The sequence below is a fragment of the Acidovorax sp. 93 genome, assembly GCF_003633835.1.
In the GTDB taxonomy this organism is placed as follows: Bacteria; Pseudomonadota; Gammaproteobacteria; order Burkholderiales; family Burkholderiaceae_C; genus Acidovorax; species Acidovorax facilis.
In genome coordinates this window covers 3119553-3144900 of the sequence record NZ_RBIT01000001.1, presented here as the reverse complement: position 1 = coordinate 3144900, position 25348 = coordinate 3119553, and the positions used below count along the sequence as shown (strand labels likewise).

The window sequence follows — 25348 nt, the reverse complement described above, 5'->3', positions numbered from 1 at the left end:
AAAGCAGGGCAGGGAACGCCCGTCAGGCGGGCCAGGTGGATGGGAAGTAGTCGAGCGCCGAGCCGCGCAGGCCCTGCATGTAGTCCACGTTCCAGTCGAAGATCTCCTGGATGTGGGGTAGTGGCACGTTGAGCCGCCGTCCCATTTCCACCAGCACGGCCAGGCCGTAGGCGACATCCTCCTGGAACGCGCGGCTGTCCTTGTCGATCACGTAGCCGGGTTGGCCAGCGGCCTGCACCATCGGGGCTTCGATCGCGTCATAGGCCTGGTTGGAGCGCAGCACGGACAGCAGCGTGCGGGGGTCGCGTACCTGGTCTCCGTAGGCTTCGACGATCTCCTGGTGCAGGGGTTTGACCGACGACAGGTTGATGCCCAGGCGTTGCTCGGCGGCCTTGCACAGCCGCTGGTTTTCTTCGTCGCTGCGCGCGAGGAAATACGCGCCCAGCTCGGTGCAGTCCGTCCACCAGCAGACGGGTGCAGGAAAGGTGCGCTCGTGCCACTGGCTGTAGGGGCCTGCCAATCCATAGACCACCGAGCTGTGCATGATGGGGTTGCCCGGCGTCAGCGTGATTTCGAGGTAGTGGTCGAGCAACTCCACCGGTGCTGCGTACAGGCGCTGCAGCATCCGTTGCAGGGCAGTGCGTGCGCTGGCGCCTTCTCGGGCGTGGGTGCCCACGTGCAGCACCTGCTTGGCGCCCCCCATGCGCACAGAAACACCGGGATGCAGGTCGTACGCGGTGTGGGGCACGTCCTTCATGCCCCAGATCACCGCGTTGGGCCGTTCTGCCAGGATCTGCTCGGCCAGCCAGTCAAAGCCGCAAAAGCCCGGGATGGCCCCCACATACACGGGTTTGTCGCGCGGGAGCGCCTGCACCATGCCGCGCAGCCAGGCGGCGCGCACGTGGGCCGGCACGGTGAGGATCACGAGGTCTGCGTTGGCGACCAGGGTGGCATCGTGGCCCACTGTGTCCAGCCGCGCCGGCAGCGGGGGCGAGTCCGGCACCAAGGCGGTCAGGCCGTAGGGACTCTTCTGGTGGCGCGCGATGACATCCTGCCGCGTGGTGAGCAGCGACACGCGAACGCCGGGCACCTGCTTGAACAGCACCGCGTTCAGGTGCCCCGTTCGCCCGCCGCCGCAGACAACCACGTCCAGGTCTTGCATGGCATCCACGTTCAGGCCACCTTCAGCCGGTCGTTGGTACGCGGCAGTTCTTCCACCACGTCCTTGGCCAGCCAGCCGTCGAGCTGCGCCCAGACCGTGGGGTCGATGATGTTGCGCTCCTTGAGCCATGCCTCGTTGAACACGGTGTGCAGGTACTTCTCGCCCCCGTCCGCCACCACCGCCACCACGTTGCCCGCGATCATGCCGCTGTGGATGAACTCCAGGGCCTTGTAGAGCACGCCGCCGGTGGATCCGCCCACCAGCAGGCCCGTGTGCTGCGCGAAGTAGCGGGCGGTTTCAAAGGCCTGTGCATCGGTCACCTGCACGCCCAGGTCGATGCAGCTGTAGTCCAGCACCAGGCCCACGGTGTCTCCCTTGGGCGTGCCCGTGCCCGACTGGTAGTACGGCCGCCCTGGCTGCCCAAAGATGATGGAACCTGCTGGCTCGACCGCGATGGTGCGGGTGCGAGGGTTGTGCAGCTTGAGCCCGCGTGCAATGCCCGTCATCGAGCCGCCCGTGCCCACGCAGCCCACATACGCGTCCACCGGGCCTTGGACCTGGTCGATCACTTCGCGCACGAAGTCGAAGTAGCCGTCCGCATTGGCCACGTTGTCCGACTGGTTCATGAACACCGCACCGGGAATCTTGGAGGCCACCTCGGCCGCCAGGCGCTGGCGCTCCACCACGGCCACCTCGTCCTCGCGGTAGTCGCCCTCCACGTAGCGGATCTCCGCGCCCAGTGCGCGCATCACGGCGATCTTGTCGGGCGCGGCATGGTGGTCTACCACCGCGATAAAGCGCAGGCCGAACTCGATGGCGGCAATGGCCAGTCCAATGCCGGTGTTGCCTGACGAAGACTCCACCACCACGCCCCCGGGCTGCAGGCGGCCGGAGCGCATCGCCGCGACGATCATGTTGCGCGCCATGCGGTCCTTGATGCTCCCGCCCGGGTTGTTCTTCTCGATCTTGAGCAGCAGCCGCGTTTTCTTCGAAGGAATCGGGATGCCAAGGATGGGCGTGTTTCCGATCAGGTCCGTCACTTTGCTGAGAATCATGTCTTTACTCCGTTCGGTCGTCGTCTGGCGAAAAGGCCATGGCACCTGTCGCAGTGCGGGTGACTGCAATGCGGCGGGGCATGGGATGGCGGTGAAACTCGTTTTCCAGCAGGTCCATCTGGTAACCCGCGGTGTTGGCATACACCAGCAGGTCCCCGGCCTGCGGCACACGCGCAAAACTGATCCAGCGGTGGGTCAGAACATCGTCGTCCAGGCAGCTGTGCCCGGCGATGTAGGCATGGCAAGCCTGTGGGGTTGCGGGGCGAGGTCCGTTGCCATCCCCTGGCACCAGGACCGGGTCCACCAGGAACTCGGAGCCGAACCAGGTCTTGCAGGCGCTGAAGCTGCTGCCTTCCACAAAGATCACATACCGTCCGTCGGCCAGCGGTTTCACCCGCGTGGCGCGAAAGACCGAAATGGCGGCCTGGTCCACCAGGCTGCGCCCGGGTTCGATGGCCAGTGTCAGGCCTGCCGCGTTCAGGGCCTGTGCCACGGTCATGCCCTCCGTGCACGCCGAGCACAGCAGTTGCTCCATCCACATGCAGGCGTCCACAGGCCCGCCATAGGGGTAGAACGATGTGGGCACCTTGCCGCTGCGGTAGTGCGCGCCATCTTGCGCTGCGAGAAAAGCGCTGTAGGCGGCGGTGTCCACATACCGGATGGGCAGGCCACCGCCGATGTCCAGCATCCGGGCGTTCAGCCCCATGCGGCGGGCTTCGTGCACCCAGGGCAGCAGCTCGCGCACGGCTTGCACACGCGGCTCGACCGCATAGCCCGACAGATGAAAGTGAAAGCCCTCCAGAACCATGCTTGCCTCTGGTTTGGCCAATCGGGCAAGGCCCGCGCGCAGGTCGCCAGCGTCCATGCCAAAGCGACTGGTGGCCAAGGCCTGGGGCCGGTAGCGCAGCAGCACACGCGCCCGCTGGCCCGCGCCAGCAGACTGCAGGCAGTGATCCAGATCCTGCAACTCCTGCAGCGAGTCGACGGAAATGAGGGATGCGTTGTCCAGCAGCAGCTTGTGGAACGCCCGGGTCTTGGCCGGGCCGGTGGCGCACAGCCGCGTGGGGTCTGCACCCGCACGCAGTGCGTCACTCGCCTCGTAGAGGCTGGATACGTCCACGCCGATGCCAGCCTGCACGGCCGCGCGGACCAGGGCGGGCGACTTGTTGACCTTGGCCCCGTAAAAGATCTCAAAGGGCATGGGGTGGGACTGCAGCACGGCCACCAGCTTGCGCACGTTGTCTTCCAGCCGCTGCGGCCAGACGAGGTGCAGCGGCGAGCCGTATTGGGCAACCAGGCCCGGCAGCATTGCGGGTGATGCGTGCACCAGTGCTGCCACCGCTTCATCCAGCAGCGGTGGCAGGGCTGGGTACACTTTGGCTGCAGTGGCCGCTGGCGGGGGCAGCGGCGTTGGCGCCGCTGCGGGTACAGGCGGCGCATGCCGGTGCGCCGCCGTAACTTTGTTCATGCCCGCCAGGTCCGCCAACTCACCATGGTGCTGGGCTCGCATGGTGGTGCCTCAGAAATCAACGGTGGCCGACACCACCAGGGAACGTGGCGCACCCTGCACCAGGCTGCCGTACTGCGATACGCTGGCCCAGTAAGCGCGGTCTGCCACGTTGCGCAGGTTGGCACGGAACGTCGTGGGCTTGCCGGCGATCTGTGTGCGGTAGCGGGCGCCCAGGTCTGCGGTGGTCCACGATGGAATGCCCAGCGTGTTCGCGCGGTCCACATACTGCTTTCCGGTGTGGGTGATACCCCCGCTCAGTGCCAGGCCCGGCACCCAGGGCAGATCCCACTCCAGCCCCAGGTTGGCCTGCACCGAGGGGACGCCGATGGCTTTCTTGCCCTGCGTGGCCGCGCTGTTGGTCTGGCTCAGCACACCTTGCAGCAGCGTCACGCCGCCGGTGACGGACACGCCAGGCACCACACGGCCGGAGGCGTTCAGTTCCACCCCCCGATTGCGCTGCTTGGCATCCACTGCAAACAGGCCGTTGGTCTGCTGGCCGCTGGGCTTGGTGATCTCGAACAGGCTCAGCGAGCTGATCATCCGGCCCCATTCGAACTTGGCGCCGATTTCCTTTTGTTTGGCCTTGTAGGGCGCAAACACCTCGCCCGCGTTGGAGGCCGTGGCCGGAGCGATGTCGCCCTTGCTCAGGCCTTCGATGTAGTTGGCGTAGAGCGATACGTTCTGCCAGGGCTTGACCACCAGGCCCGCCAGCGGCGTCACTGCGCTCTGGTCGTACGACGAGGCGACGGCGCCCGTGGTGGTGTTGAAGTTGTCGGATTCCACACGCTGGCGGCGCACGCCCAGCAGCACCTGCACCCGGTCGTCCAGCATCGACAGGGTGTCGGCCAGCGCGATGCTGGACAGCTCTGTGTCGGCCACCCGCGCGACCTGGGCCGGGGCGGCCACGTTCTGCGCCGGGCTGTTCACCGGCGCGTAGATGTTGGACAACACGGTGGTGCCGTTGACGGAACCACGACCCAGGCGGTCGTGGTAAGTGCTGGCCTGCAGCGTGACCGTGTGGCGGACGCCGCCGGTGGCGAACTTGGTGCGCAGCCCGGCGTCCGCCGTGCTCCGGTCCACCTCGAACTGAAAGCGTTGCGGCAACGTGCTGGTGTCGCCCTGCACATTGAGCAGGGTGGGGTTGCCAAAGAGCCGGTCTACCCGTGTGCGTCCGCCGCCTGCGTTGGCGAACGCGGTGGTCTGGTCGTTCAGGTCGTATTCCAGGCGCAGCAGCAGGGAGCGGTCGGTGGTTTCAAACCATTCCCAGGGCTGGCTCACGTTGCGCCGGCCATCGGGTGCGGCCGGTACGGCCGTGGCCCCTGCGGCCAGAAATGGCCGACGCTGTGGCGCATCGACACTTTCCTTTTGCGCGATGGCGTCCACGGTGGCGCGCAGCCGTTCGCCCTGGTAGTCGAGCGCGATCGCTCCCACGTCCGCCTTGCGCGACTGGTTGTCCAGCAGCGTGTCGCCTTGGTGGTGGCTGCCGTTGATGCGCACGCCCCACTGGCGTTCGGGGCCAAACCGGCGGCTCAGGTCGATCTGGCCACCCCCCTGTGCGGAGGGGCCAACGTCGGCGGAGATGCGTGTGAGCGGGGCGCTGGTGGCACGCTTGGGCACGATGTTGATGGTGCCGCCCACGCTGCTGGCCGGGGACATGCCAAACAGCAGCGCTGCGGGCCCTTTGACCAGCTCGATGCGCTCCGCGTAGTCGGCCAGCACGCGGTAGTTGGGGGCGATGCCATAGACGCCGTCAAAGGCGATTTCGCCCGAGTTCTGGTCGCCCACCGGGAAGCCTCGGATGAAGAACGAGTCCAGTTGGTCGCCGGAGTGGCCTGAGAGCCGGACCGATGAATCGTTCTTCACGATGTCGGCAATGGTGACGGCCTGTTGGTCCTGCACCATCTGCGAGGTGTAGCTGGTGGCGCTGAGCGGTGCGTTCAGGGTGTCGGTGTTGCCCAGCAGCCCCAGCCGGCCACCGCGCGCTGTGTGCCCGTTGCCGATGGTGGCGGGCAGCCCTGCATCGCCGTCTGCCGTGACCTGGACCTCGGGCAGGGCACGGGGGCGGTCGGCGGCGTCCGGAGATGCGGTCTGAGCGCCTGCCGGGGCCATGATGCCGGCCGTGACCAGACTGGCGAGCGCCAGGCGTGTGGCGGCCGCGAGGGGGTGAAGGGGGGCCGCGCGAGCGGCGTCCATCGAAGAAGAAGGCAGAGAGCCTGGCACGGTCGGTGGCAGCACAGTGGTTCCTTGAGGGGACAGGAGGCTGGCTGGCGACGGCTGGCTGCTTGGGGCGCATGGCAATGCACCGTATGGCAAAAATTATAAACAAGAATTATTCGCATTTGATGGATTTTTTGCTTGCACTTGCAACAGGACCGCGCTGCCCACCCTCCGCAGAGTCCGTGCCCTGCGGCGTTTACGATAGGCGGCTGCCCTTGTTTGCCTCAAGGCGCCCGTTTCCTTCAAGGTGCTGCCGCCGCGCCCGCCATTTCCATGAATTCCTGCATCGACTTCAGTGCCGCGCTGGCCCCGTCAGCGCCCCGCCTTCGCCATGCCTTCCGCGCGCCCCGCGCCGTGCTGTCGGCCCGTGACCTGGCCGAGGTGCGCCCCGTTCTCGATGCCGTGTTTGCTTCCGCACAGGCAGGCGCATGGTGCGTGGGCTACGTGCGCTACGAGGCGGCTCCGGCCTTCGATGCAGCCTTGCAGGTGCATGCCGCCCAGGGGCCGCTGGCCTGGTTTGCCGTCCATGACGAAGCGCTGCCGTGGCCTGGGGATGCCGCGGCCGATGTCGCCCATGTGGAGTGGGCCTCGGGCCCCTCGCGCGCGGAATTCGATGCAGCCCTGAACCGCATTCACCAGGCCATCGGCGATGGCGAGCTGTACCAGGTCAACTACACCGCGCCGCTGTCGGGCCAGTTGCTGCAGGGCAGCGCGCAGGCCTTGTTCCAGGCCTTGCAGCGCTCACAGCCCGGCGGCTATGCCGCGTTCATCGACACCGGCAACGAACAGGTGCTTTCGGTGTCGCCCGAATTGTTCTTTGACTGGGAAAGCGGAGCCCATGGTGACCCGGCGGGTGGAGCCATCCTGGCGCGCCCCATGAAAGGCACCGCGCCACGTGGCGCCACGCCTGCGCAGGATGTTGCCAACGCTGAGCACCTGCGCTCGTCGCCCAAGGAGCGGGCTGAGAACGTGATGATTGTGGACCTGCTGCGCAACGACATATCCCGCATCTCGATGCCGCACAGCGTGCGTGTGCCCGCGCTGTTTGCCACCGAAGCCCTGCCCACCGTTTGGCAGATGACGTCGGACGTGACGGCCCGCACGCGGCCCGGTACCACGCTGACCGACGTGTTTGCTGCGCTGTTTCCCTGCGGCTCCATCACCGGTGCGCCCAAGGTGCGCGCCATGCAGATGATCCATGCGATAGAGTCCGCACCGCGCGGCGTGTACTGCGGCGCCGTGGGCGTGGTGCGGCCTCTGGGTGCCGCCGGGGCGGATGGGCAGCACCGCGTGGCGGCCACCTTCAACGTACCCATTCGCACCGTGGTGCTGCGCACCGACGGCGGCCACACCCAGGCCACCTGCGGCATTGGCAGTGGCATCACCTCGGGCGCGCAAGCGGACGCCGAATGGAACGAGTGGCGCCACAAGCGTGCCTTTGTGGAGCGCGCCAGCCAGCCTTTTGACCTGCTCGAAACCCTGGCGCTGGTGGATGGCCAGTGGCGGCATCTGCCCGAACACCTGGCGCGCCTGCAGGCAGCGGCGGTACATTTTGGCTACCCCTTGGATGGCGAGAAGGTTGAGCAGTGCTTGAGGATGCTGGCCGCAGGGCATGGCACAGGCCCTTGGCGTGTGCGCCTGCTGCTCAATGCCACTGGCGAGCCCCGGGCCGAGGCCTTTGCACTGGCCCCCACGCCCGAGCCTGTGCGCCTGCAGCTGGCGCGCAGCCCGCTACCAGAGGCCCATGGTGAATTCGTGCGCCACAAGACCACGCGCCGCGCGCACTACGCGGCCTTTGCGCCCACGGCCGCCGGGGTGTTCGACACGGTGTTGTGGAACGAGGCGGGTGAGATCACCGAAAGTACCTTCGGCAACATCGCCCTGCTGCTCGATGGCCGCTGGGTCACGCCGCCGCTGGCCTGTGGCCTGCTGCCCGGCGTGGGCCGCGCGGTGGCGCTGCGCGAGGGGCGTGTGGCAGAAGCCGTGGTGCGGCTGCAGGACCTGCCCCGCGTGCAGGGCTGGGCGTTCATCAACAGCCTGCGCGGCTGGTTGGCTGCCGAGTTGGTGGCAGAAGACCCTGGCTGATGCATCAAGGCACCCGCCAGCCTTTTGGGGGAAAGAGTTATGCTATAAAAATAATAGCTGTTAATGGCTATGGATAAGCGATAGGGCCGAATTTATTCAAAAATTGCCGCCGCTGGTTCAGAGCCGCTCCTTGGCGTACGAGCCCCGGTCCATATCGACGATCTCCACGCTCAGCTGCACCATCACGCCCTGGGGCTTGGGCGTGCGTTCGCGCAGCACGGCGGCGATGCGGTCGGACAGCTCCTTCTTGGCCTCGGGCGTGCGGCCCGCGAGCAGGCGCAGTTGGGCATGTACAAAGGCGCGGTTGGCGGGCGCGATGCCAATCTCGAAGCTGTCGGCCACGATGAAGCGGGTCTTCAGGTCCGCCTCGTCCTGCACCTGGGGGTGGGCGCACAGGGTGGCATTCAGGGCCGTCAGCGTTTCGGCCTCTGGGTAGTGGGGCAGGTTGGCCGAGTATTCAATGGTCAGGTGGGGCATGGAGGGGGTCCGGTTCGGTCGAGTGAATTCACTTCAAAGCCATGGTAGACAGGTTCTTAAGCCAGCAACCCTTGGGCCGTCAGTGGCACCCAGCAGTTTAAGCCGCCGTTAAGCAAGGCTGCTGACTATCACGCGGCTGCTTGCAGCAGCTTGTTTTTCATCAACTTGTTGTTCCTTAAGAGCCATGACACCCCCCTTCTTGATCCAAAAAACCACATTGTTTGCCCTCCTGCTGTGCGCCGCCACCTGGGCCAGCGCCGAGGGCGCCCACCCGCACTGGGAATACAAGGGCAAACACGGCGCCGCCCACTGGGGCGCGCTGGAGCCTGGTTTTGAGGCCTGTGCACGTGGTGCGGCGCAAAGCCCCATCGACATTCGCAATACCGTGAAAGAGGCGCTGCCTGCGCTGGATTTCCAGTACACGGCAGGTGCCCCCACGCTGGTCAACAACGGGCACACGGTGCAGGTGAACATGCCTGCGGGCAGCAAGCTGGTGGTGGACGGCAAGGCGATGGAGCTGCTGCAGTTCCACTTCCACACCCCCAGCGAAGAGGCCATTGGCGGTAAGCACGCGGCCATGGTGGCCCACTTTGTGCACAAGGCTGCGGACGGAGGACTGGGCGTGGTGGCGGTGCTGATCCAGCCGGGCAAGACGAATGCGGCCTGGGCCCCCATCTTTGCGCACCTGCCGCGTGTGGGTGAGCAGCTGACGGTGGACGGGCTCACGCTGGACGCCAGCACCCTGTTGCCCGCCAAGAAGGGTTACTACAGCTTTGCAGGGTCGTTGACCACGCCGCCCTGTTCCGAAGGCGTGCAGTGGATGGTGCTCAAGGAACCCGTGAAACTGGGTGCCCAGCAGATCAAGGCGTTCCGCCAGCTCTATAACGCCAACGCGCGCCCAGTGCAGCCGCTCAATGGCCGCATCGTGAAAGAAAGCACCTGACTGTGACCAGCCGGTCCGCGGGTTCCAGGGGGCGGCTGAGTCGCAGGTCGATGTTCAGGCCATAGTCAGGCTGTAGCGGCCGCAGGCGCCACGCTGGTGTCTTCGGTTTTTTGGTGAAGAGCCACCACGCAGTCGGCGGCATGTGCCGCCAGCGCTGCCAGCAACGCCTCCACATCCGCCGCCGTGTGCGCGGCCGATAGCGCAATGCGCAACCGGGCCGTACCCACGGGCACCGTGGGCGGGCGGATGGCGGGCACCCACAGGCCCCGCTGGCGCAGGCTTTCCATCGCGGCCAGGGCCGCTTCGTTGCTGCCGATGACGAGCGCCTGCACCGCCGTGTGGGATGGCAGCAGGTGCCAGCCCAGTTCCGGGGGCAGCGCGGCCAGGCCTTCGCGCAGTTGCGCAATGCGCTTGCAAAGCCCCTCTCGCAGGTCGTCCGCAGTCGCGATCAGCTCCAGGCTTTTGCGCAATGCACTTGCCAGCAGGGGTGGTGCGGCCGTGGCAAAGATGTAGGTGCGGGTCTTTTGCAGCAGCCATTCAATGAGTGCAGCATCACCCGCCACAAAGGCGCCCGCCACGCCCGCCGCCTTGCCCAGCGTGGCCATGTAGAGCACGCGGCGCGAGGCGGTGGTGCCCGTCAGGCCCGCTTGCGCCAGGCTACCGCGCCCTTGGGGGCCGAGCACGCCAAAACCATGGGCGTCGTCCAGCAGCAGCAGCGCGTCGTAGCGCTCGCACAGCGCCAGCAGGGCGGGGATGTCGATCAGGTCGCCATCCATGCTGAACACCGCATCGCTGACCACCAGCTTGCGCCGTGCAGGGCTGGCGGCCAGAGCAGTCTCCAGCGCGGCCAGGTCGGCGTGGGCGTAGCGGTGGATGGTGGCGCGCGACAGGCGCGCGCCATCGATCAGGCAGGCGTGGTTGAGCGCGTCGGAGAACAGCGCATCGCCATCGCCCACCAGCGCGGGGATGATGCCGGCGTTGGTGGCGTAGCCCGCGTAGAAGTACAGCGCACGGGGTAGCTGCACAAAGGCGGCCAGGTCGCGCTCCAGCGCATCGTTGGCGGCGCTGTGGCCGCTGACCAGGGGCGAGCCGCCCGAGCCCACGCCAAAGGTGTGCGTGGCGTCCCGAGCGGCCTCGGCCAGCGCGGGGTGGCCGGCCAGGCCCAGGTAGTCGTTGCTGCAAAAGGCCAGCATGGGCTGGCCGTCCACCAGCAGGTGGGCACCGCCCGCGGGTTGCACCACGCGGCGGCGGCGCAGCAGGTGGGCGCGCTCGATGTCGGCCAGGCGCCCCGGGATCTCGTCGAGCCAGGAGGTGGGGTGGGATTCCTGCGTCATAGCCATTCCCCGGGCAGTTCAAACACCAGGCTGCGCGCATCGGGAAGGTCCTGGTACGGCACCTCGGCCAGCAGCGGCACGCCCAGGCGCGCACGCAGGTAGGCGATGTTCTCGTCAGCGGCCTCCATCTCGGGGTCCACACGGTTGGCCACCCAACCCACCAGCACGAGGCCACGCGCCCGGATGGCCTCGGCAGTCAGCAACGCATGGCTGAGGCAGCCCAGCCGTAAACCCACCACCAGCACCACGGGCAGGGCCAGGGCCTGGGCCAGGTCGGCACCGGTCTGGGTGTCGGTCAGTGGCACATGAAAACCGCCCGCGCCCTCCACCACCACGGCATCCGCCTGGGCGGCCAGCGCCTGGTAGCTGCGCACGATGGCCGCGATATCAATCTGCACCCCGGCACGTTCGGCCGCAATGTGGGGCGACAACGGGTCGAGCAGCAGCACGGGGTTGTCCAGCTCGGGTGCGACGGCCAGGGTGGAGGCCGAGCGCAGCGCGATCGCGTCTTCGCTGGCCCAGTCCTCGCCCCAGGGCACCACGCCGGCCGCCACGGGCTTCATGCCGACCACACGGCGGTGGTGCGGCGCCAGGGCGTGCAGCAGGCCGGTGGACACCAGCGTCTTGCCGACGCCGGTGTCGGTGCCGGTGACAAAACATCCAATCATCAATTCTCCTCTTGCAGCGTGGCGTTCAGCGCAGCGAGCGCGCCGCTGGCCAGGCATTGCACGGCTTCGTCGTCGAGCACGTAGGGCGGCATGGCATACAGCGTCTTGCCGATGGGCCGCAGCACCAGCCCCCGCGCCATGGCGTGCTGGTGGTAGCGGCGGGAAAAGTCGGGCAGCGTGGTGTCCACATCCCAGGCCCAGATCATTCCGAGGCTGCGCGCATGGCGCACACGTGGATGCTGTGCCAAGGGTGCGCACGCCGCATCGATGCGTTGCACCAGTGCCTTGTTGGCATTCAGCGCATCCAGCAGGTCGAACAGTTCCAGCGTTGCCAGCGCCGCGCGGCAGGCCAGGGGGTTGCCGGTGTACGAGTGCGAATGCAGAAAGCCGCGTGCCACATCGTCGTCGTAGAACGCCGCGTACACCACATCCGTGGTCAGCACGGCCGAGAGCGGCAGCGTGCCACCCGTGAGGCCCTTGGACAGACAAATGAAATCCGGCCGGATGCCCGCCTGCTGGTGCGCGAACATCGTGCCCGTGCGGCCAAAGCCTACGGCGATCTCGTCCACCACCAGGTGCACGTCATAGCGGCTGCACAGCGCGCGCGCCAGGCGCAGGTAGTCGGGGTCGTGCATGGCCATGCCCGCAGCACATTGCACCAGCGGTTCAACAATGAATGCGGCGGTGGTGGTGTGGTGCTCCTGCAGCCAGGTCTCCAGCGCGGCGGCGGCGCGCCGGGCCACGTCCTGCGCGGTTTCGCCAGGGGCTGCATTGCGCGCATCGGGGCTGGGCACGGTATCGGCCAAACGCACCAGTGGTGCATAGGCCTCGCGGAAGATCGCAATGTCGGTCACAGCGAGTGCGCCCACGGTCTCGCCGTGGTAGCCGCCGGCCAGGCCTACAAAGCGGCTTTTGGCGGGGCGGCCTGTGTTGCGCCAGTAGTGCGCGCTCATCTTCAGCGCGATCTCGGTGGCGGCTGCGCCGTCGCTGCCGTAGAACGCGTGGCCCAGTCCGGTGAGTGCGGCCAGGCGCTCGGACAACTCCACCACAGGCGCATGGGTGAAGCCCGCCAGCATCACGTGGTCGAGCTTGCCCAGCTGGTCCACCAGCGCGGCTTGGATGTGTGGGTGGCTGTGGCCGAACAGGTTGACCCACCAGGAGCTGATGCCGTCCAGGTAGCGCTTCCCATCGGTGCCGTAGAGCCACGGGCCCTGGGCGCGCGCAATGGCCACGGGCGGCTGGGTTTCGTGCCGCTTCATCTGGGTGCAGGGGTGCCAGACGCTGGCGAGGCTGCGGGCCACGAGTCCGTCGTGCGTGGGCTGCATGGTCAGACGCCCTGGGTGGGTACGGCGTGGCGCAGCTCGGTCTGGCGGTTGTGCTCGTCCACGAAGACCAACTGAGGCTGGTGCGTGCCCACCTGGTCTTCATGCACCTGCGCAAAGGCAGCAATGATGATGAGGTCGCCTGCGGCTGCGCGGCGTGCGGCCGAGCCGTTCACCGAGATCATGCCGCTGCCGCGCTGGCCCTTGATGGCATAGGTGACGAAGCGCTCGCCGTTGTTGATGTTCCAGATGTGGATCTGCTCGTTCTCTGCGATGTTGGCGGCGTCCAGCAGGTCTTCGTCGATGGCGCACGAGCCTTCGTAGTGCAGCTCGCACTGGGTCACGGCCACGCGGTGGATCTTGGATTTGAGCAGGGTGCGGAACATCGGCTTCCTTCAGTGAAGTCTGTGAATGGGGGAGGGTCTGCCGGTGGCAGGGCCTTGGTCGGTCAGGGCTGCGGAAAGTCCAGCACGCAGCTGTCGCCCAGCGCTTCGCGCCACACGCGCACGCGGCTCACGCTGGCGCGCAGGTCGGCGGGCAGCGCCTGGGCGATGAAAACGCACAGGTTCTCCAGCGTCGGCGTGCCCAGGCCGGGCACGTCGTCGAGCATGTGGTGGTCCAGCTGCTCGCGCACCACGGCCAGGCCCTGGCGCAGCAGGCCCAGGTCCAGCACCATGCCAGTGGCGGGGTCGCGTGGGCCGCTCAAAAAGACTTCGGCGTGGTAGGTGTGGCCGTGCACGCGGCGGCTGCCTTCGGCCTCGATTTCGCGGCGCAGGGTGTGGGCGGCGTCGAAGAAGAAGCGCTGGGAGATGGTGAACAACATACGGGAACCAAGAAAAGAAAGCCGCTCACCGGATGCCGGTGAGCTTGTGGGTTTGCAGGCTCAATCGCCATGCGGGGTGGGCCAGGCAGGCGTCAATGCAGGCGGCAGTGTTCTGGCGCTGCAGCAGGCCGTCCATGGGCTGCAGAAAGCGGTGGGTGAACTGCGTGTCCTGCTCCAGCGCCTGCAGGTCAAAGCCCGGCTGGGGCCACACGAGCTTCAGTTCCTGCCCGCTGCGTTGTACCCACGGGGCACCCGCCTTGGGGCTGATGCACAACCAGTCGATGCCCTCGGGCGCGGCCACGGTGCCATTGCTTTCCACAGCGATGCGGAATTGCTGCGCGTGCAGTGCGTCGATGAGCGCCGTATCGACCTGCAGGAGGGGCTCGCCGCCGGTCAGCACCACCAAGCGGTGGCCCGCGCCTGCAGGCCATTGGGCGGCGATCAATTCCGCCAGTGCCGTGGCCGTTTCGAACTTGCCGCCCAGCGTGCCGTCGGTGCCCACAAAGTCGGTGTCGCAGAACTGGCAGATGGCCTGCGCGCGGTCCTGCTCGCGGCCCGTCCAGAGGTTGCAGCCTGCAAAGCGGCAGAACACGGCGGGTGTGCCCGCCTGGCCGCCTTCGCCTTGCAGGGTGTAGAAAATTTCTTTGACGCTGTAGGTCATCGCGGCACCGGAGGGACTAAGAGGGTGGGGGCAGCGGGGGCCGCCATGTCGGGATAGTCGCGGCTGTAGTGCAGGCCCCGGCTTTCGCGGCGCAGCTGGGCGCTTTTCACGATCAGGTCGGCCACCTGCACCAGGTTGCGCAGCTCCAGCAGGTCGCGTGTGACATGGAAGTGGGCGTAGAACTCCTGGATCTCGCCCTGCAGCATCGCAATACGGTGCGCGGCGCGCTCCAGCCGCTTGTTGGTGCGCACGATGCCCACGTAGTCCCACATGAAGCGGCGCAGCTCGTCCCAGTTGTGGGAGATGACGACGGATTCATCCGCATCGGTCACGCGGCTGTCGTCCCAGGCGGGCACGGTGGGCAGTTCTGTGGTCGGGGCTGCAGCGATGGCCTGCGCGGCGGCGCGGGCGAACACCATGCATTCGAGCAGCGAGTTGCTGGCCAGCCGGTTGGCGCCATGCAGGCCGGTGCAGGCCACCTCGCCCACGGCAAACAGGCCGGGCAGGTCGGTGCGGCCCGCCAGGTCGGTCAGCACGCCGCCGCAGGTGAAGTGGGCCGTAGGCACCACGGGGATGGGCTCCTTGGTGATGTCGATGCCCAGCGACGCGCAGTGCGCGAGGATGTTGGGAAAGTGCTCCTGCAAAAACGCGGGGCTCTGGTGCGAGATGTCCAGGTGCACGCAGTCGAGGCCGTGTTTTTTCATCTCGAAGTCGATGGCGCGGGCCACCACGTCGCGCGGGGCCAGTTCGGCGCGCGGGTCGTGGTCCAGCATGAAGCGGATGCCGCCGGCCGAGGGGGGCAGCTTGAGTTGCCCGCCCTCGCCGCGCACGGCCTCGCTGATGAGGAAGGACTTTTCGTGCGGGTGGTAGAGGCCCGTGGGGTGGAACTGGATGAACTCCATGTTCGCCACACGACAGCCCGCGCGCCAGGCGGCGGCAATGCCGTCGCCCGTGGCGGTGTCGGGGTTGGTGGTGTACAGGTACACCTTGCCCGCGCCGCCCGTGGCCAGGATGGTTTGCGGCGCGCGGAAGGTGACGACCTCGTCGGTGTCGCTGTCGAGCGCATAGAGCCCCAGGCAGCGGTTGCCAGGCAGGCCCAGCTTGCGCGTGGTGATCAGGTCCACCAGCGTGTGCTGCTCAAACAGCGTGATGCCGGGCGTGCTGCGCACCACGTCGATCAGTGTGCGCTGCACGGCCGCGCCGGTGGCGTCGGTCACGTGGGCAATGCGGCGCGCGCTGTGGCCGCCTTCGCGCGTCAGGTGCAGCTGGTCGCCTTCGAGCGTGAATGGCACACCCAGCTCGCGCAGCCAGGTAATCGATGCGGGCGCGTTCTCCACCACAAAGCGTGTGGTGGCCAGGTCGCACAGGCCCGCACCGGCCACCAGCGTGTCTTCGATGTGCGCTGCAAAGCTGTCGTCGTCAGCCAGCACGGCGGCAATGCCGCCCTGGGCCCAGCCGCTTGATCCATCCTGCAGCGTGCGCTTGGTGATGACGGCCACGCGGAGGGAGGGCGCCAGGTGCAAGGCAGCCGAGAGGCCAGCGAGGCCGCTGCCTACGATGAGAACGTCGAAGTCGTGGGATGCCATGGCTTGCGGGTGAAGAAAGGGGTAACGCCACGGCCACCGGCCAGGGCGGTGAACAGGGGAGTCAGCCTAGACCGGCGTGTAAGCGAGGCGCACGTAAATGGGGGCAAAAGCCTCGGCCTGCGTGATCTCGATCAGCGTCTCTTTGGCCAGCTCCAGCAGGGCGATGAAGGTCACCACCAGCACGGTGCTGCCTTTTTCGGGCTCGAAGAGTTCTTCAAACTCCACAAAGCGGCGGCCCTGCAGCGTTTTGAGCACCATGCTCATGTATTCGCGCACCGAGAGTTCCTCGCGCGTGATCTTGTGGTGCTGCACAAGCTTGGCGCGTTTGAGGATGTCGCGCCAGGCGTCCTGCAGCTCCACCACGTGCACGTCTGGAAAGCGCGGCTGCAGGCTTTGTTCGATGTAGACCTGGGCCTTCAGGAAGTCGCGGCCGTACTGCGGCATGTGCGACAGGCGCATGGCCGCCATCTTCATTTGCTCGTATTCGAGCAGGCGGCGCACCAGCTCGGCGCGGGGGTCTTCGGGCTCCTCGCCGCCTTCCTGCTTCTTGGGCGGCAGCAGCATGCGCGACTTGATCTCGATGAGCATCGCCGCCATCAGCAAATACTCGGCCGCCAGCTCCAGGTTGCGGCTGCGGATCTCGTCCACATACGCCAGGTACTGCTTGGTGACCCCCACCATGGGGATGTCGAGGATGTTGAAGTTCTGCTTGCGGATCAGGTACAGCAGCAAATCGAGCGGGCCTTCGAAGGCTTCGAGGAAGACTTCGAGCGCATCGGGCGGGATGTACAGGTCTTGCGGCAGCGCAAACAGCGGCTCGCCGTACAGGCGTGCCAGCGCCACCTGGTCGACCACCACGGGCATGCCCGCCGCGTCCAGCGCGGACAGATCCGGCGAATCGGCCACTTCGGCTTCGTTCGCTGTGGTCATGATTTGCTATAAAAAAATGAGCTTATAGCGCTTGTTGTATAAGCGCTAGAGGCCATTTTGATGCTTAATCTGCGTTGGTCTGGTAGACGTACGGCTTTTGCTCCACCTGGCCTTCGCGGTACTCGGTCCAGATGCTGCGGTCCACCTTCTTGTCCCACAGCAGGGCACGGCCTGCCAGCTGCTGGCTTTCCAGTTCGGGGCGGCTGGCCTTGAGCTGGTTGATGAACTGGGTGGCGTCGGATTGGTAATCGGGGCGGCGGAAAATAGACATGGACTGTGAATCTCTTTCTTGGAACGCATCAGGCACAGTGACGCACCAAAGGTTCAAGATTTTACCGGGACGAATTTATGCGCTTGATATATCGCGCCGCTGCCCTGGCGGCCGCCACCTTTTCCCTGCTGGTGCTCACTGCCTGCGACCCGCAACGCATCAGTGAACTGAAGGAGGGCGTATCGACCGAAGCCGATGTGCGTGACCGCTTTGGCGCCCCCGAGAACGTGTGGGACGAGCCCGGCGGTGCCCGCACCTTCGAATACAACCGCCAGCCCGCAGGCCAGGTCAACTACATGATCACCATCGGCCCCGACGGCCGCATGATCGCGCTGCGCCAGGTGCTCACGCCCGAAACCTTTGCGCGCGTCGTGCCTGGCATGCGCATGGATGAGGTGCGCCGCCTGCTGGGCAAACCCGCAAAGGCCACGCCCTACGAGCTGAAGAAAGAGACCTGGGTGGACTGGCGCTATCTGGAGGCGCGCAACCAGGCCAAGGTGTTCACGGTGGTCCATGGGCCTGACCTCGTGGTGCTGCGCACGCAGACGGGGGCCGACCTGGACGCGCCGGAGTTCAAGGGCGGCAAGTAAGAGCGGCTAACACAACCCCCCTGGCGTCGTTGTCCCGTCTTGTCGTACCTCTCGTACTGCCTGCGACGGAACGCCTAGCCAGGGCCGCTGCGCTGGGTTGTGTTAGCCGCTCTAAGCGGTTGCCCCGCGCCCTGCCGACAACTACACATCCACGCTGGCGCCGCCCTGGGCGGCCAGCCGGTCGGCAAAGCCCGATCGCTCGATCAGCGAGCGTGGCTGCTCGTGCAGGTTCACCACCGACATGCGCCCACCGCGCGCTGCCACGGCTTTGAGGATCTGCTCCAGCGCATCCAGCCCGGTCGTGTCCAGCGCCACCAGCTCGCAGGCGTCCAGCACCACATCCATGCCGGGCGGGCCGGTTTCCACCGCCTGCACGATGGGGTCGATCTTGGCGGCTGCACCAAAAAACAGCGCGCCGTGCAGGCGCCAGCGGGCCACAGTGCGCTGGCCCGGCGCAGCGCTCGGCGGTGGAGGAGTGGGCTCGGGCTCGCGCACCGCGCGAAACAACCCGCTCATGCGCCGCACAAACAGCGCGCAGGCCATGAACAGGCCCACCTCCACCGCCACCGTGAGGTCGAACACCACCGTGAGGAAAAACGTGCCCAGCATCAGCAGCCGATAGTGGTTGCTGAAATGCTTGAGCCGCACAAACTCGTGCCACTCGCCCATGTTCCAGGCCACAAACAGCAAGATGCCCGCCAGCACCGCCAGCGGAATGTGCAGCGCCAGCGGCGCAGCCACCAGCACGATCGCCAGCAGCGTGAGTGCATGCACCATGCCTGCCACCGGCGAGGTGGCGCCCGCGCGGATATTGGTCACCGTGCGCGCAATGGTGCCGGTGGCCGGCATGCCGCCGAAAAACGGCACGATCATGTTGGCCGCGCCCTGGGCCATCAGCTCCTGGTTGGGGTCGTGTTTTTTGTGGTGCGGGTCGGTGGCCAGCTGGTCGGCCACGCGGGCGCACAGCAGCGACTCGATGGCACCCAGCAACGCGATGGTGAGTGTGGGGGTGACCAGCAGCCGCACCGTCTCCCACGAAAAATCGGGCAGCGCAAACACCGGCAGCGCCTGCGGAATGCCTCCAAAGCGCGAGCCGATGGTCTCCACCGGAAACCTGAGCCCCCAGGCCAGCAGGCTCAGCGCCACCAGCGCCACCACGGGTGCGGGCACCCGGGCAAACCGGCGCACCGTATACCCCTCCATGAGCCGGATCACCGGCGAGCCCTTGAGGAACAGCCGTGGCCAGAGGAACAGTAGCGCCACACACGCCAGCCCCAGCCCGAACGCATAGGGGTTGAAGGTGCCGATGTGCTGCGCCAGCGTGCTCACCTGCGAGAAGAAGTTGCCCGGCATGCGGTCAATCGACAAGCCCAGCCAGTCTTTCACCTGTGACAGCGCAATCAGCACCGCAATGCCGTTGGTAAAGCCGATCACGATGCTGACCGGCACAAACCGCACCAGCGTGCCCAGGCGAAACAACCCCAGCAGCACCAGAATCACGCCCGCGCAGGCGGTAGAGATCAGCAGATTGGCCACGCCATAGCGCTCCACAATGCCGTAGACGATCACGATGAACGCGCCCGCCGGCCCACCAATCTGCGCGTTGGCGCCCCCCAGGGCCGAGATGAGGAAGCCCGCAATGATGGCCGTCCACAGCCCCGCCTCGGGCTTGAGGCCACTGGCAATCGCAAACGCCATGGCCAGCGGCAGCGCCACAATGCCCACCGTGACCCCCGCACCCACGTCGGCCAGCCAGCGGCTCTTGGTGTAGCCGCGCAGGGCGTCGATCAGGCGGGGGCGAAAGGCGGGCGAAAACGGCATGGAGGCAACCAGTGTAGTGAGCGCTTCTTGAAGTGCAACCGATGGCGATCCCGACGGCCCGATGGCGTCACACCGGCGCTGCAATAGCGCCACAACAGGGCCACAAACAGAGCCTCCGCAACTTCGATAGCTTCAGCTCCATGTCGGTGTCGTACCGAATTTGCTCCTAATTTAATAGCTATTGACGCTTGCTGTATAACCGATGGATGACAAAAATGCCTGAAATCTGCCAAGACTGGCAAGGGAAAGCAGCCCCTGCGCACTGGCGCGTTGCTTGCTAGTTGTGGTGCACTGCATCCCCACCTGCTCCCATGCCCGACACCGTTCACCCTCCTGCCATGCCGACGCCCGAAATGTCCCCCCCGCCATCGCTGCGCCACGGCCTGTTCGAAGACGCGCAGGCCCTGTTCGCGGGCACCTTGTTTGTGGCCATGGCGCTCATGCTTTTCAACCAGGCGGGCCTGCTGGTGGGCGGCACCGCGGGCGTGGCGTTTTTGCTGCACTACGTCACGGGCATTTCGTTCGGCAAGCTGTTTTTTGTGGTCAATCTGCCGTTCTACTGGTTTGCCTGGACGCGCATGGGCCACGAGTTCACCATCAAGACCTTTGTCTGCGTGGGCCTGCTGTCGCTGCTGACCGAGCTGTTTCCGCACGTGATGCATGTGGACTACCTGAACCCGCTGTTCGCCTCGCTGCTGGGCGGGCTGCTGCTGGGCACGGGCTGTTTGTTTCTGGCGCGCCACCGCTCCAGCCTGGGCGGTGCCACGGTGGTGTCGCTGTACCTGCAAAGCCGCTATGGCATGCGGGCGGGCAAGGTGCAGATGATGATCGACGGCTCGGTGGTGCTGCTGGCGCTGTTCGTGGTGCCGGTCGAGCGTGTGGCGTATTCGGTGCTGGCCGTGCTGGTGATGAGCGGGTTCTTGTGGATCAGCCACCGGCCAGGGCGCTACGTGGGGCACTGAGGGACGGGGCCGCCAGCGCGACGGCCGCCTGTCTCCGATCGTGACCGAGTCCTCAGCGGCCTGAGCTCCCGCCGAACGCCCCTGCGCGACTCCATTGCACCCGTCAACCCTGCTTCAGTGGGGGTGTGTTTGCGCGTCCACCCACCATAGAGTTCGTGGCACCCCGCCTGCGCCCGCACGAGGGACGCCGGGCTCGCCCGTGCCTCCTGAATGGGTGAAGTGCCCACCCCGTTCACATGCCCGGAGAACCCTTGATGTACCGAACTTATTCCGCCAGCGCTGAAGCACTGTGGGCGAGGCTTGGTGGGGCGGCAAGGCTGCTTCTTCTGATTGCGAGCGGAGTCTTGATGGCCTGCGGCGGTGGCGAAGACCCTGCTGCGCCCCCACCGCCCCCGCCCGTGGCGCAACATGCTGTGGGCGGCACTGTGACGGGGCTGGTGGGCACGCTCGTCCTGGCCAATGGCACGGAGGCGGAGCTGACCATCACGGCGAACGGCAGCTATGCCACCAACGTTTTGCAGGGCCAGGCCTACAACATTGTTGTGCGTACCCAGCCCGCCGGGCAGACCTGTGTTGTGGAAAACGGTTCGGGTGTGGTGGCAGGCCCGGTTACCAACATCTTGGTGACATGCACCACCAATACCTACACCGTCGGTGGATCGATCACGGGCCTGCTGGGCGTGGTGACGTTGCGGCTCAACGGCGCTGCGGATCTGTTGGTGGCCACCAATGGCGTTTTCGGGTTTGCCTCACCGCTGACCCATGGCAGCTCTTACGCCGTGACGGTACATCTGCAGCCTGCGAATCAGGTTTGCACAGTAGAGGCTGGCACCGGGGTTGTCGTGGCGCCCGTGACCCAAGTGAGAGTGCGTTGCAGCACCGTCTCATCGCCTCCGCCTCCTGCTCCCCCCCCTCCACCGGCTCCCCCCACGCCGGGTGGCCTGGGGATTGCCTATGGGACGAATGCATTGGTCTTTTCGTGGACCTCGACGCCCGGCGCAACCCGCTACACGGTGTACGAAGACCCGGACGGCGCGGGCCCGCTGGCACCCGCGCAAATCGGGTCGACCGCGGCCACCGGGCTGACCTACGCAGTTCCGGTGCTGCTGCACCTTCGGGTGAATGCGACGTACACCGTGCAAGCCTGCAACGCGGGCGGGTGCAGTGCCCCATCGACCTCCATGGCGGCAGACATGGTGCGTGCCATTGGCTACTTCAAGGGATCGACTACCACCTCCGAAGGCCGGTTTGGCAACCGCGTGGCCTTGTCCAGCAACGGCACCACCCTGGCCGTGGGGGCGTATGGAGAGGGTGGCAACACTGGGGCGGTATACGTATTCACGAAGAGCGGCGCCACGTGGTCGCAGCAGGCGCGCATTGCGGCCCCCAACGGCGAGGCCAACGATTATTTTGGCAATGCCGTGGCCTTGTCGGCCGACGGCAACACGCTGGCCATCGGCGCGGATGGCGAGAGCGGCGACCAGAAGGGCACGTTTGCGACGATGCCCGCCACCAACAACCTGGCCAGCAACTCAGGCGCCGTCTATGTATATGCCCGCACGGGCGCCGTCTGGTCGCAGCAGGCATTCATCAAGGCGAACAACGCGGATGCCGACGATCTTTTCGGTTCATTCGTAGCCCTCTCGAGCGACGGCAACACCCTGGCGGTGGGGGCCTACAACGAGGATGGTGACTTGACCGGAACACACGGCAATGGAGCCTATGCAGCGTCCGGGGCTGCCTACGTCTTTGCCCGCACGGGCACCAGCTGGGCACAGCAAAGTTACCTCAAGGCCTCCAATGCAGGCGCGGGAGATTTCTTCGGCATCTACCTCAGCCTGTCTGGCGCAGGCGACACCCTGGCGGTGGGCGCGTTCTTTGAGCGCAGCGCCTTGGCGAGTGATCCTGCGGACGACACCCTGGCCAATGCCGGTGCGGCTTACGTGTTCCAGCGCAATGCGGGGGCATGGTCGCAGCAGGCCTATCTGAAGGCTCCCAGTCCCAAGGCGCAGGACCGCTTCGGTGTATCGGTCATCCTGTCAGGCGACGGCAACACGCTGGCGGTTGGCATGGATGGAGACAGCAGCAACTACACAGGCACCTTCGTCGTGCCCCCACCCAGCAACACCCTGGCACTCAACTCTGGCGCGGTGTTTGTGTTCATTCGCGCAGGTGGCGTCTGGCAGTCACAGGCGTACTTGAAAGCCTCCAACACCCGTACCCCCCACCGGTTTGGCAACAACCTGGCGATGTCGAGCGATGGCAACACACTGGTCGTGCCGTCGTACCGCGACGACAGCAATGCGCGCGGATTCAATGGCGACCCGGCCAACACCGCCGCAGCGGATGCGGGCGCTGTGCTGGTGTTCCGCCGCAGCGCAGGCACCTGGGCGCAACAGGCCTACCTGAAGGCACCCAATACGGGCGCTGGGGACCGGTTTGGTGGACGTGTGGCGATATCGGGTGACGGCACTACGCTGGCCGTGGGGGCATCCACCGAAGACAGTGGATCGACTGGCATTGGGGGCAATCAGTCGGACGAAAGCAGCGCCAACGCGGGCGCGGTGTACCTTTACTGAGAGCTTGCTTCAGGGCGGCAGTCAACATGCCGCCCCTTCCTCTATCGGCGGATGGCGAGGGGCTCAGCACCCCTCGGCATCCTTGACGGTTGCTTTGTCTATGAGCGTTGCACGCCTTACCGCACCCGCATGCCGGGCGTGGCGCCGGGCCAGGGGTTGAGCACGTAGATGCCGGGGTTGGCCTTTTCGTCGCCATGGCTGGCGGCCAGCACCATGCCTTCGCTCACGCCAAACTTCATCTTGCGCGGGGCGAGGTTGGCCACCATCACGGTGTGCTTGCCCACCAGGTCTTCGGGCTTGTAAGCGCTGGCAATGCCACTGAACACGTTGCGCGTGCGGCCCTCGCCCACGTCCAGCGTCAGGCGCAGCAGCTTGGTGGAGCCCTCGACCGGCTCGCAGTCCACGATCAGCGCAATGCGCAGGTCGATCTTGGTGAAGTCGTCGATGGTGATGGTGGGGGCCAGTTCCTCGCCGCCGGGTGCTGCTACGGTTTCTGTAGCTGCCGGGGCTTGTGCAGCGGGCGCAGGGGGCTCAAAAAGTGCTTCCAACTGCTCGGGCGTCACGCGCTGCATCAGGTGCTGGTAAGGCTGGATGGCCTGCACGTCGCCCGCCACGTTCCACTGCTGCATGTTCACGCCCACAAAACCTTGCACCGCCTGGGCCAGGCCCGGGAGCACCGGGGCCAGGTAGCGGGTGAGTGCGGCGAAGGCGTTCACGAGCACCGAGCACACCTGGTGCAGCGCCTCGTTGTTGGCCGCGTCCTTGGCCAGATCCCAGGGCTTGTTCTGGTCCACATAGGCGTTGACCTTGTCGGCCAGCAGCATGATCTCGCGCGTGGCCTTGCTGTATTCCCGCGTTTCGTACATCTGCGCGATGGCGTCACTGGCGCCGCGCACCTCGGCCAGCAGGGCTGTGCCCGTGGTGCCAAATTGGTCGGTCAGCTTGCCGTCAAAGCGCTTGGTCAAGAAGCCCGCCGCCCGGCTGGCAATGTTCACGTACTTGCCGATCAAGTCGCTGTTCACCCGCAGCATGAAGTCTTCCGCATTGAAGTCGATGTCTTCATTGCGGGCCGATAGCTTGGCGGCCAGGTAGTAACGCAGCCATTCGGCATTCATGTTCAGGCTCAGGTACTTGAGCGGGTCCAGGCCCGTGCCCCGGCTCTTGCTCATCTTCTCGCCGTTGTTCACGGTCAAGAAGCCGTGCACAAACACGTTGTTGGGCGTCTTGCGGCCGCTGAAGTGCAGCATGGCGGGCCAGAACAGGGTGTGGAAGGTGACGATGTCCTTGCCAATGAAGTGGTACTGCTCCATGGCTGGGTCGGCCATGTAGGCGTCGTAGCTTTCGCCACGCTTTGCCAGCAGGTTCTTTAGCGACGCGAGGTAGCCCACGGGGGCATCCAGCCACACGTAGAAGTATTTGCCGGGCGCGTCGGGGATCTCGATGCCGAAGTAGGGCGCGTCGCGGCTGATGTCCCAGTCGCCCAGGCCTTCGCTGGTAGTGCCGTCTGGGTTGGTGCGGACGGTGAACCATTCCTTGATCTTGTTGGCCACCTCGGGCTGGAGCTTGCCATCCTGCGTCCAGTTTTCCAGAAACTCCACACAGCGCGGGTCCGAGAGCTTGAAGAAGAAGTGCTCCGAATTCTTCAGCTCGGGCTTGGCACCCGACAGGGCCGAGAAGGGGTTGATCAGATCGGTGGGGGCGTACACCGTGCCGCACACCTCGCAGTTGTCGCCGTACTGGTCCTTGGCGTGGCACTTGGGGCACTCGCCCTTGATGTAGCGGTCGGGCAGGAACATGTTCTTCTCGGGGTCGAAGAACTGTTCGATGGTGCGTACTTCGATCAGGCTGCCATCGGCACGGTCGCGCAGGTCGCGGTAGATCTGGCGGGCCAGCTCGTGGTTTTCGGGCGCGTCGGTGCTGTGCCAGTTGTCAAAGCTGATGTGAAAGCCGTCCAGGTACTGTTTGCGGCCTGCAGCGATGTCGGCCACGAACTGCTGGGGCGTTTTGCCGGCTTTTTCGGCGGCGATCATGATGGGTGCACCGTGGGTGTCGTCGGCGCCCACAAAGTTGACCGCGTGGCCCTGCATGCGCTGGAACCGCACCCAGATGTCGGCCTGGATGTATTCCATGATGTGGCCGATGTGGAAGTTGCCGTTGGCGTACGGCAGGGCGGTGGTCACGAAGAGTTTGCGGGCGGAGGTCGTCATGAAAAGCGGCTTTCTCAGGCGGAACCCGCGATTTTAGGCGGTCGTCAGTATCCCTGGCCATTGCGGGCGCTGCGGTGGCCTCCCCAGGTCGCGCAGGTGCCAATCAGGGCGTGCGTGCAGGCCGCCTATGGCGCCACAATGCCCC

General features: G+C 66.1%; 21 protein-coding genes. 5 read left to right on the top strand and 16 right to left on the bottom strand.

Going from position 1 to position 25348, the window contains the following annotated elements; all coding sequences use genetic code 11:
* Positions 1-22: 22 nt before the first annotated feature.
* From C8C93_RS14285 to C8C93_RS14270, 4 genes are read right to left on the bottom strand one after another with little or no spacing between them, the layout of a single operon-like run.
* Positions 23-1162, bottom strand: a complete 1140-nt coding sequence (locus C8C93_RS14285; RefSeq protein WP_121508807.1) for an NAD/NADP octopine/nopaline dehydrogenase family protein — start codon at positions 1160-1162, stop codon at positions 23-25.
* Between the two features lie 11 nt (positions 1163-1173).
* Positions 1174-2217, bottom strand: coding sequence for a PLP-dependent cysteine synthase family protein (locus tag C8C93_RS14280; RefSeq protein WP_121507345.1), 1044 nt, complete (start codon positions 2215-2217; stop codon positions 1174-1176).
* A 4-nt stretch (positions 2218-2221) separates the two neighbouring features.
* Positions 2222-3727 (bottom strand): Y4yA family PLP-dependent enzyme, encoded by a 1506-nt coding sequence (locus C8C93_RS14275; protein ID WP_233559407.1) that lies wholly within the window; start codon positions 3725-3727, stop codon positions 2222-2224.
* A 9-nt stretch (positions 3728-3736) separates the two neighbouring features.
* Positions 3737-5962, bottom strand: a complete 2226-nt coding sequence (locus C8C93_RS14270) for a TonB-dependent siderophore receptor (protein ID WP_121507344.1) — start codon at positions 5960-5962, stop codon at positions 3737-3739.
* A gap of 255 nt (positions 5963-6217) precedes the next feature.
* Here C8C93_RS14270 and C8C93_RS14265 point away from each other — a divergent pair, with 255 nt between their 5' ends.
* Positions 6218-8029 carry a chorismate-binding protein gene (locus C8C93_RS14265; protein ID WP_121507343.1) on the top strand — a complete coding sequence of 604 codons (1812 nt, stop codon included), beginning with the start codon at positions 6218-6220 and terminating at the stop codon, positions 8027-8029.
* 117 nt (positions 8030-8146) lie between these two features.
* Here C8C93_RS14265 and C8C93_RS14260 read toward each other — a convergent pair whose 3' ends face one another.
* Positions 8147-8506, bottom strand: coding sequence for a 5-carboxymethyl-2-hydroxymuconate Delta-isomerase (locus tag C8C93_RS14260; protein WP_121507342.1), 360 nt, complete (start codon positions 8504-8506; stop codon positions 8147-8149).
* A gap of 184 nt (positions 8507-8690) precedes the next feature.
* Between C8C93_RS14260 and C8C93_RS14255 the strand changes: the two genes are divergently transcribed.
* Positions 8691-9449 carry a carbonic anhydrase gene (locus C8C93_RS14255; protein ID WP_121507341.1) on the top strand — a complete coding sequence of 253 codons (759 nt, stop codon included), beginning with the start codon at positions 8691-8693 and terminating at the stop codon, positions 9447-9449.
* Between the two features lie 65 nt (positions 9450-9514).
* Here C8C93_RS14255 and bioF read toward each other — a convergent pair whose 3' ends face one another.
* From bioF to C8C93_RS14210, 9 genes are all read right to left on the bottom strand, one after another.
* Positions 9515-10783, bottom strand: a complete 1269-nt coding sequence (gene bioF, locus C8C93_RS14250) for an 8-amino-7-oxononanoate synthase (RefSeq protein ID WP_121507340.1) — start codon at positions 10781-10783, stop codon at positions 9515-9517.
* Positions 10780-11451 carry a dethiobiotin synthase gene (bioD, locus tag C8C93_RS14245; protein ID WP_121507339.1) on the bottom strand — a complete coding sequence of 224 codons (672 nt, stop codon included), beginning with the start codon at positions 11449-11451 and terminating at the stop codon, positions 10780-10782. The genes bioF and bioD overlap by 4 nt, the downstream gene beginning before the upstream one ends.
* Complete coding sequence (bioA, locus tag C8C93_RS14240) at positions 11451-12776, bottom strand: adenosylmethionine--8-amino-7-oxononanoate transaminase (protein ID WP_121507338.1); 1326 nt, start codon at positions 12774-12776, stop codon at positions 11451-11453. The genes bioD and bioA overlap by 1 nt, the downstream gene beginning before the upstream one ends.
* Before the next feature lie 2 nt (positions 12777-12778).
* Positions 12779-13159: an aspartate 1-decarboxylase gene (panD, locus tag C8C93_RS14235; RefSeq protein ID WP_008903448.1), complete on the bottom strand. Its 381-nt coding sequence runs from the start codon at positions 13157-13159 to the stop codon at positions 12779-12781.
* A 62-nt stretch (positions 13160-13221) separates the two neighbouring features.
* A complete protein-coding gene (locus C8C93_RS14230) occupies positions 13222-13596 on the bottom strand; it encodes a 6-carboxytetrahydropterin synthase (RefSeq protein WP_121507337.1) in 375 nt (124 codons plus the stop codon).
* A 25-nt stretch (positions 13597-13621) separates the two neighbouring features.
* Positions 13622-14257 carry a 7-carboxy-7-deazaguanine synthase gene (queE, locus tag C8C93_RS14225; RefSeq protein ID WP_121507336.1) on the bottom strand — a complete coding sequence of 212 codons (636 nt, stop codon included), beginning with the start codon at positions 14255-14257 and terminating at the stop codon, positions 13622-13624.
* Entirely contained in the window at positions 14254-15843 is a 1590-nt protein-coding gene (nadB, locus tag C8C93_RS14220; protein WP_121507335.1) for an L-aspartate oxidase, read from the bottom strand. The genes queE and nadB overlap by 4 nt, the downstream gene beginning before the upstream one ends.
* A gap of 66 nt (positions 15844-15909) precedes the next feature.
* Positions 15910-16773, bottom strand: a complete 864-nt coding sequence (locus C8C93_RS14215) for a ScpA family protein (protein WP_199727031.1) — start codon at positions 16771-16773, stop codon at positions 15910-15912.
* 64 nt (positions 16774-16837) lie between these two features.
* Entirely contained in the window at positions 16838-17044 is a 207-nt protein-coding gene (locus C8C93_RS14210) for a DUF3460 family protein (RefSeq protein WP_055402867.1), read from the bottom strand.
* 77 nt (positions 17045-17121) lie between these two features.
* Here C8C93_RS14210 and C8C93_RS14205 point away from each other — a divergent pair, with 77 nt between their 5' ends.
* The gene (locus C8C93_RS14205) at positions 17122-17634 is read left to right on the top strand and encodes an outer membrane protein assembly factor BamE (protein WP_121507334.1); all 513 of its coding nucleotides are present in this window, start codon (positions 17122-17124) and stop codon (positions 17632-17634) included.
* A gap of 141 nt (positions 17635-17775) precedes the next feature.
* Here C8C93_RS14205 and C8C93_RS14200 read toward each other — a convergent pair whose 3' ends face one another.
* Positions 17776-19455, bottom strand: a complete 1680-nt coding sequence (locus C8C93_RS14200) for a SulP family inorganic anion transporter (protein WP_121507333.1) — start codon at positions 19453-19455, stop codon at positions 17776-17778.
* A gap of 311 nt (positions 19456-19766) precedes the next feature.
* Between C8C93_RS14200 and C8C93_RS14195 the strand changes: the two genes are divergently transcribed.
* Positions 19767-20417, top strand: a complete 651-nt coding sequence (locus tag C8C93_RS14195; RefSeq protein ID WP_055402863.1) for a YitT family protein — start codon at positions 19767-19769, stop codon at positions 20415-20417.
* Positions 20418-20815: 398 nt separating this feature from the next.
* Positions 20816-22996, top strand: coding sequence for an integrin (locus tag C8C93_RS14190; protein WP_158603271.1), 2181 nt, complete (start codon positions 20816-20818; stop codon positions 22994-22996).
* Between the two features lie 116 nt (positions 22997-23112).
* On the opposite strand, the gene metG is transcribed toward C8C93_RS14190, so the two are convergent.
* Entirely contained in the window at positions 23113-25203 is a 2091-nt protein-coding gene (gene metG, locus C8C93_RS14185; protein WP_121507331.1) for a methionine--tRNA ligase, read from the bottom strand.
* Positions 25204-25348: the final 145 nt, after the last annotated feature.